Annotated in this window: 7 protein-coding genes; 2 read left to right on the top strand and 5 right to left on the bottom strand. The window is 51.6% G+C overall.

The features are described 5' to 3' along the window. The 4 genes from A918_RS19515 to A918_RS0105290 form a co-directional block, all read right to left on the bottom strand. The coding region (locus A918_RS19515) for an acetamidase/formamidase family protein (RefSeq protein WP_022710043.1) at positions 1-1,274 on the bottom strand (1,274 nt) is incomplete at its 3' end. Between the two features lie 172 nt (positions 1,275-1,446). Further along, positions 1,447-2,385, bottom strand: a complete 939-nt coding sequence (locus A918_RS0105280) for a cytochrome c (RefSeq protein WP_022710044.1) — start codon at positions 2,383-2,385, stop codon at positions 1,447-1,449. A gap of 147 nt (positions 2,386-2,532) precedes the next feature. After that, complete coding sequence (locus A918_RS0105285) at positions 2,533-2,967, bottom strand: cytochrome c (protein ID WP_022710045.1); 435 nt, start codon at positions 2,965-2,967, stop codon at positions 2,533-2,535. Positions 2,968-3,144: 177 nt separating this feature from the next. Beyond that, positions 3,145-3,741 carry a superoxide dismutase gene (locus tag A918_RS0105290; protein ID WP_022710046.1) on the bottom strand — a complete coding sequence of 199 codons (597 nt, stop codon included), beginning with the start codon at positions 3,739-3,741 and terminating at the stop codon, positions 3,145-3,147. A gap of 626 nt (positions 3,742-4,367) precedes the next feature. Between A918_RS0105290 and A918_RS0105295 the strand changes: the two genes are divergently transcribed. Continuing rightward, on the top strand, positions 4,368-5,048 hold the full coding sequence (locus A918_RS0105295; protein ID WP_022710047.1) for a L,D-transpeptidase: 681 nt from the start codon (positions 4,368-4,370) through the stop codon (positions 5,046-5,048). A gap of 57 nt (positions 5,049-5,105) precedes the next feature. Here the strand turns inward: A918_RS0105295 and A918_RS0105300 are convergent, their stop codons facing one another. Next, on the bottom strand, positions 5,106-6,671 hold the full coding sequence (locus A918_RS0105300; protein ID WP_371257502.1) for a helicase HerA-like C-terminal domain-containing protein: 1,566 nt from the start codon (positions 6,669-6,671) through the stop codon (positions 5,106-5,108). Between the two features lie 166 nt (positions 6,672-6,837). On the opposite strand from A918_RS0105300, the gene A918_RS0105305 reads away from it, so the two are divergent. Further along, positions 6,838-7,200 carry a hypothetical protein gene (locus tag A918_RS0105305; protein WP_022710049.1) on the top strand — a complete coding sequence of 121 codons (363 nt, stop codon included), beginning with the start codon at positions 6,838-6,840 and terminating at the stop codon, positions 7,198-7,200. Positions 7,201-7,291: the final 91 nt, after the last annotated feature.

The following is a 7,291-nucleotide window of genomic DNA, read 5'->3' on the forward strand; positions in this document are numbered from 1 at the left end:
TTTTTCAGCGGCATCCGGAAGGTAACGCGGACAATCCCCGGATGACGGCCGATTTCGATCGCACCAAGCATTGTTGCACGGTTCATAATTTCAGGAACCGTAACATCAAAAAGATCCGCCGCACGTTTCAGGCCGTTCTCAGTCGCTTCATTCAGCGTAGCCCCGCTACCGATTACGGTAACCGGTGCATCGCGCTCAATTGCTGAAACGCCATTGGCCTTGCCAAGTGCCTCAGCACGCTGGCGCTCAATGGCATTTAAAGGACGCGCCAGATAAGGCACATCTTCAGCCACAGGAAACAGCAGCGGCCCGTCAATCGCCAGCCCTTTGATAACATGCACTTCGAGCGTAACCACGCCTGCAACATCGCAGGTATGACCGGCAATTTCACCGTCCCCCTGCAATGCATGCATATCGCCCAGATAGACACCGCCGCCCGGCACTTTCACCGGACAAATCAGTATCGCCCCTTGTCGTACAGAATTTACATCAAGATGGCCGTCGGTTTTGTTACGCGCCAGCTCATCCGGCGTCAGTGCATATTTATGCGGCGCATTAAGCAGGAACGAACCGAAATCACCGGCATTATGGGAATCCGGCATCGCTTTTGAAGGTGTTGTACCCAATTGCCCGAGGAAAGGCCGCAGACGTGTGGCCACACCGACCAGATCAGCGGGAGCAAAAGTCATAACCGGATTTTGAATGGAGGTATCCGGCAGTGCCATAATCTTTGCGGCATCCGGCGCCATGGCTTCGGCTCTGGCTTTTCCAACGGTAACACCAATGCTGCGCTCGTCATCAAAGACAATTGTATAACCGTTTTCAATCTTAAACGGCGTGGCATCGGCTCCGCATTTGTCACAACGGATAGCGCTCTGGCCGATACCTTCAATATGGGTGGTAGGCCATTCCGTACCGCATTCCGCGCAGACAGCAGCACAGAACGGATCACCATTATTACGGCCTGTCACCACACTGTCCGAACCGGAAGCCGTAGCAGCAGATGTTACAACAATGGAGCGGATGCGAATGGCAATCGCATCACCGATTTCAGCGCCCTCAACAGCGACCGGCCGCGTGACCTCATGACCGCCGCGAATGGCGGGGGTAATCATCGGCCCCCAGCAACCGGGTGCAGTATTGGCGATAATCGTACCACCATCAGCCACAGGCCCGAGCATGGCACGCTCAGGGTCAAGAATACCATCGGTGAGTTCGGTTACATAGACTGTGCGACAGGCAGTGCTTTTCTGCCGGCTTTTATCATTTTGCATCCTGCATCCTCCAGAAACGATGCGCTGTTCAGGCGAACAGACAGGCTTCACACTCTTCCGGATGCGGCAATTCCATTCTGTCCGACAGAAATATGCCGACCGGCACGATCATGCTAATGGACAATAACCAGTTTAAATAATGACAAAGCCGTGAGGCAGAAACACGGTTAACCTATTGAGAAACATAACCATCTTTATGGGCAGGAATGGCTTTGAGATAAGCGGCGATTGCCTCGCGGTCAGAAGCCTGAAGCTTTGAAGTATTGGCGATCACATCGGTCATTGCCCCGCCCATCGAGTCAAAATCCGGTGTAAATCCGCTTTCCAGACCATAGGCAATGTCACCAGCACTCCAGCCGGAAATACCGCCCTCACCGCCTGTGATATTCGGCACGATGCCGCGCTTTCCCTGACTGTCCGTTTCTGCCGAAACCGCACCAGCCAACCATTGCGCTGTATCAGAACCACCAAATGCGTTACGCGGCGTATGGCATTCGCCGCAATGCCCCATGGCTTCTACAAGATATTGCCCGCGCTGCAGCTGCGCATCAGGATTATTCAGCTGAACGGCAGGCGCATCATTCAGATAAAGCATTTTCCAGAGGCCAAGCCCGCGGCGCATATTGAACGGAAAGCCAAGCTCATGCGGTTTCGATGCTTCATCAGAAGCCGGCAGGGTTTTCATGAAGGCATAAAGATCCGCCATATCCTGCAATTTCATGCGAGTATAGGATGTATAAGGAAAAGACGGATAAAGGTGCTCTCCGTTGCGCCCCGTACCTTCCAGCATGGCATCGGCAAATTCGGCCAATGTCCAGTCTTTGATACCGGCAGCAGACGGTGAAATATTGGGAGCTATGAAGGTCCCGAAATCGGTTTTCAGCTCATGCCCGCCGGACAGAACCAGCTTGGCATCGCCTGTTGCTCCCGGAGCCGCATGGCATGAGGCGCAGCCGCCTGCATAGAAAATCTGTTCGCCGTTTTTGATATCCCCTGCCGCCAGCTTGTCCAGCGCGGCGCGGTCAACATGCACAGGCTGCGTCAGAAACCAGAAAACACCGGCACCGGTTACAGCACAAAGCAAAGCTGCGGATATCAATTTACGTTTCATATCAAATTCTTACCCTGTTAAAGCGCAAGGAATAATCTGCGCAGCGCTTGTAATATTTCCAATATGATTTCAGACTGAAAATATTGATCGCTTTAAATGAACGCACATCCCGAAACAATTTTCGGGATGTGCTTCAGGCTAAGCCTGTTATTTCTTGATGCGGTAAGCCTGATGGCATGTGCCGCAGCTTGCGCCAACATCTTTCATGCTAACACGCAGTGCATCAACATCCTGCGGCTTGGCATCCGCAGCGGCTGCAGTCGCTGTACGGAATTTTTCAATTTCAACTTTAAAACCGGCTTCATCTTCCCAGATTTTAGGTGCAGCAGCAGTATCCCCGCTTTCTGAACCCTTAGGGAACAGCTTTTCTGCATCCATCTTGATGGCATCTGCTTTCAGCTGCTCAAGCGCAGCCTGTACTGCTTCTGCTTCAAACGGCTTTTCGCCTTTCATAATTGGTCCCAGCACGCCCATTGAGCGGCCGACATCTTTCATCAGCGCCTGACGGTCAGTCACCGGTGACGCTGAAGCCGCACTTGTCAGCATGAATAAAGCAGAGAAGATTGCCAAAGATTTTTGCATGAACAGCGTCCTTTAATCGCGAATATGAGTTTCTTTGAATATTGCAAGCACAATACTCAATTTAGAATGATTATAGTAATGCGATTTAGAATATCTATAAAAACGTCAGTTCATCAGATTAATTTTTTGTAACAATAAAAAAGCCTCCCGAAGGAGGCTTTTCATCAGGCCGAATTATTAAGCTTTTTCGTAAAGCTCAAGCACATAATCCCAGTTGATCATGCTGTCGACGAAAGCTTCCAGATATTTCGGACGCGCATTGCGGTAGTCGATATAGTAGGAATGTTCCCATACGTCGACGCCGAGAATTGGTGTCGCGCCGTGTACCAGCGGGTTTTCGCCGTTTGGTGTTTTGGAAATTTCCAGCTTGCCGTCTTTAACCGACAGCCATGCCCAGCCCGAACCGAACTGACCGGCACCAGCCGCGATGAAATCTTCACGGAACTTGTCGTAACCGCCGAGATCGGATTTGATTGCAGCTTCCAGCTTAGCAGGCAGCTTGTTGCCGCCGCCGTTTTTCTTCATCCATTTCCAGAAGTGGATATGGTTGTAATGCTGGCCGGCATTGTTGAAGAGTGCCTGATTTTTGCCGTAGCTTTCTTTAACTACGTCTTCAAGGCTCTTTCCTTCGAGACCCGAACCTTCAAGCAGCTTATTGCCGTTGGTTACATAGGCCTGATGATGCTTGTCATGGTGAAACTCAAGGGTTTCACGGGACATATAAGGGGTAAGCGCATCATAGTCATAAGGCAGAGCAGGCAATTCAAAAGCCATGGTGTTTCTCCTCTTGGTGTGGGCGGCTTCAAGTTTCCGCCACCCAAATTCTTCATGCCTGTATTACATAGGCCGACACAGGCACGCGGGCAATGCAGAGAACGACAGTTCTGCGAAAAATCACGGAAATTTTAAATTATTATCACATGAGACTATGGGTAAGCGCCCTGTCAAAGCTGCAATAAAACCAAACAATTACATCACAACCGGTTTTCATAAGAGCGACAATGGCTTAAGCGACCATCATTGAATGTCAGTACACTGTATAAACCCTAAACTGTGCAGTAATAACATAACGCTTCCTGTTGCAAGACAGCAACAGATATATAAGCATCCGTGTAATCTTAAAAATTCATAAGTTCTTAGCCATATTGTGGCAATTTTTGACCAGCTTTATGCAGGGATGTTCTGCCGGAATCCTAATCATATTTTCAACAGCGTAATTCTCGGCAGATCCATCTTTCCGGCCGTCAGGCCATTATACCGTTCCATCCCTCGCCCTTGCGGTGCTGATTGAACGGCTCTGTCGGGTCGTGTCTGAATATATTGTTTACGCGGGCTTACGCGCTGCATGTATCAGACACACACTCATAATTTAAAAACGTTCTGAAAAGACTGGTTTAAATATGGAAAATTCTTTCTCCCGCCGCTCTTTCATGTCGGCGCTGTCGGTCACAGCCGCTGCCGGACTGGCAGGCTGTACGCAGATCAGCCGTAATATTCCGGTGATCGACATGACCGGCGGTCCGGCTCCGGTCGCCCCACCGATCAATAATGGCGGCGCAACCGGCCCTTATGCCAGCATGTATGCGGCGGTTGAAGATGAAGGCTATTCGATTCCTGCTGTACCATTTCAGAAAATTGATCCGAAATATTACCGCCAGCTCGTTCAGGACCCGACCGGCGAAATGCCGGGTACCGTGGTTGTCGTGCAGGATGGTCAGGCACTGCGCTACGGCGTGGGTATCGGCCGCGCAGGCTTTTCATGGTCAGGCCGCGCTCTTATTCAGTGGAAGCGCAAATGGCCGCGCTGGACACCGCCGGATGATATGATCGGCCGTCAGCCGGAACTGGAAAAATACAGCGCCCGCAATGGCGGTATGGCACCGGGACTGACCAATCCGCTTGGCGCACGCGCTCTGTATATCTTTAAGGACGGTGTTGATACGCTTTATCGTATCCACGGCAATCCGGAATGGTGGTCGATCGGTAAAGCCGTTTCGTCCGGCTGTGTCCGCATGGTCAATCAGGACGTGATCGACCTCTATGACCGCGTACCGAATAAAACACCAATTCTGGTTATGTAATTGATATCAATTAAAAAGGCGGGTTGCACAGCAGCCCGCCTTTTTCTTATAGATCAATCAGCGCTTGAAACCGCCCAGAATACCGCGAACAATGGCACGGCCGAGCGAATTGCTCACAGTCCGCACCACGCTTTTCACTGCGGTTTCCGCAACGGTCTGACGACTGCCGCGTTTGCCGCCGCCCAATGTGGATGACAGATAATCTGTCCAGCTGCCGCTATCCTGCTCCGCCTGTTGCTGCTCGACTGTAGCGACTTTTTCCTGCGCCCGCTTCTGCAGAATTTCAAAGGCAGATTCACGATCAATAGCGCGGTCATACTGACCGGATACCGGACTGGTCGCAATCAGCTTCGCCCGCTCATCCGCTGTCAAAGGCCCGATCCGCGATGCAGGCGGACGCATCAAAGTGCGCTGCACCATCGAAGGAATGCCTTTTGCCTGCAAGGTTGAGACCAGCGTCTCACCCGTAGACAGTAATGTAATCGCTTTGAATGTATCGAAATCCGGATTTGGACGGAATGTATCCGCAGCCGTTTTAACCGCTGCTGTCTCGCGCGGCGTATAGGCACGCAGCGCATGTTGCACACGATTACCGAGCTGCGCCAGCACCACTTCCGGCACGTCCAGCGGATTCTGCGTCACGAAATAAACACCCACGCCCTTGGAGCGGATCAGGCGCACAACCTGCTGAATACGATCCAGCAGAGCCTTTGGCGCCTCATCAAACAGCAAATGCGCTTCATCAAAGAAGAACACCAGACGCGGCTTTTCCGGATCTCCAACCTCCGGCAATTGCTCAAACAGCTCCGACATCAGCCAGAGCAAAAATGTGGAGTACAGCCGCGGATTCATCATCAGCTTGTCAGCGGCCAACACACTGACAAGGCCGCGCCCGTCTGTTGTTGTACGCATCAGATCAGAAATACTCAGCGCAGGTTCACCGAAAAAGAACGTACCGCCCTGTTGCTCCAGCACCAGCAGCGAGCGCTGAATTGCACCGACCGATGCCTTGTTGATATTGCCATATTGGATGGAAAGTTCAGGCGCGCGCTCGGCCACATGGGTCAGCAGCGACTGCAAATCTTTCATATCAAGGAGCAGAAGCCCCTCTTCATCCGCCACACGGAAAGCAATATTCAGCACGCCTTCCTGCGCATCCGTCAGGTTCATCAGACGTGCAAGCAGCAATGGCCCCATTTCGGAAATCGTAGCGCGGATCGGATGCCCCTGCTCGCCGAAAATGTCCCAGAAGATAACCGGCGTGGCATGCATTTCATAAGGATCAAGGTGAATCTCCTCGGCACGTTTTACCGAGAAATCATTCTTCTCGCCGATAGCGGCAATACCGGACAAATCACCTTTAATATCCGCGCAGAAAACCGGCACACCGGCTGCGGAAAAAGCCTCAGCCATAACCTGAAGACTCACAGTTTTACCCGTACCGGTAGCGCCGGTCACAAGCCCGTGTCGGTTGGCATATTTCAGCGCCAGTTCTTCCGGTTGCTGGTAACTATTATCCGGTTTACGGCTGGCACCCAGAAAAATGCTTCCTTCAGCAGGCATAGACATACTCCTCATCCGTTCATTCTCACGCCGAATAATCTGAGCCACGGCACAAATCATTATAATCTATAATCGTCCTGTAACATCAGAACAATATTCTACGGCCTGTTCACCGGTTATTTCCCGCCTGTTCATTGCATTTTATGATACACCGGCATCAGAGCAGGCTTGATTTCATCACGACAGAGTGCTTATTACGTAAACGTCAATTTTTTGGGAGACTATCATGGAAGAGCTGATTTCACGTATTACCAATAATGTTGGTGTTGATAGCGCCACAGCAGAAAAAGCTGTCGGCCTGATCCTTGCCTTTCTCGAAAAAGAAGGCCCGCAGGATAAAGTCGGCGCGCTGATCGCCGGTATTCCGGGCGCACAGGAACTGATTGCCTCGGCAGATAAAGGCGGCTTCCTCTCCAATATGATGGGCGGCGTTATGGGTCTTGGTTCCAAGCTGATGGGCGCAGGCCTCGGCATGGGTGAAATCACCGGCGTGGCGAAAGAAACCATTGCTTTCGCAAAAGAAAAAGCCGGTGCGCAGACCGTTGATGATGTTGTGAATTCTATTCCGGGTCTCGGCCAGTTTATCTGAGGTCAGCACCTCAGCAAAAAGCCCCTCTTTCGAGGGGCTTTTTTATTTACTCACTGTCGGCCTGCACATGCAGTGCCCGCCCTGCTCCCCA

This window comes from Pseudochrobactrum sp. AO18b, assembly GCF_000409565.1.
Classification (GTDB): domain Bacteria; phylum Pseudomonadota; class Alphaproteobacteria; order Rhizobiales; family Rhizobiaceae; genus Pseudochrobactrum; species Pseudochrobactrum saccharolyticum.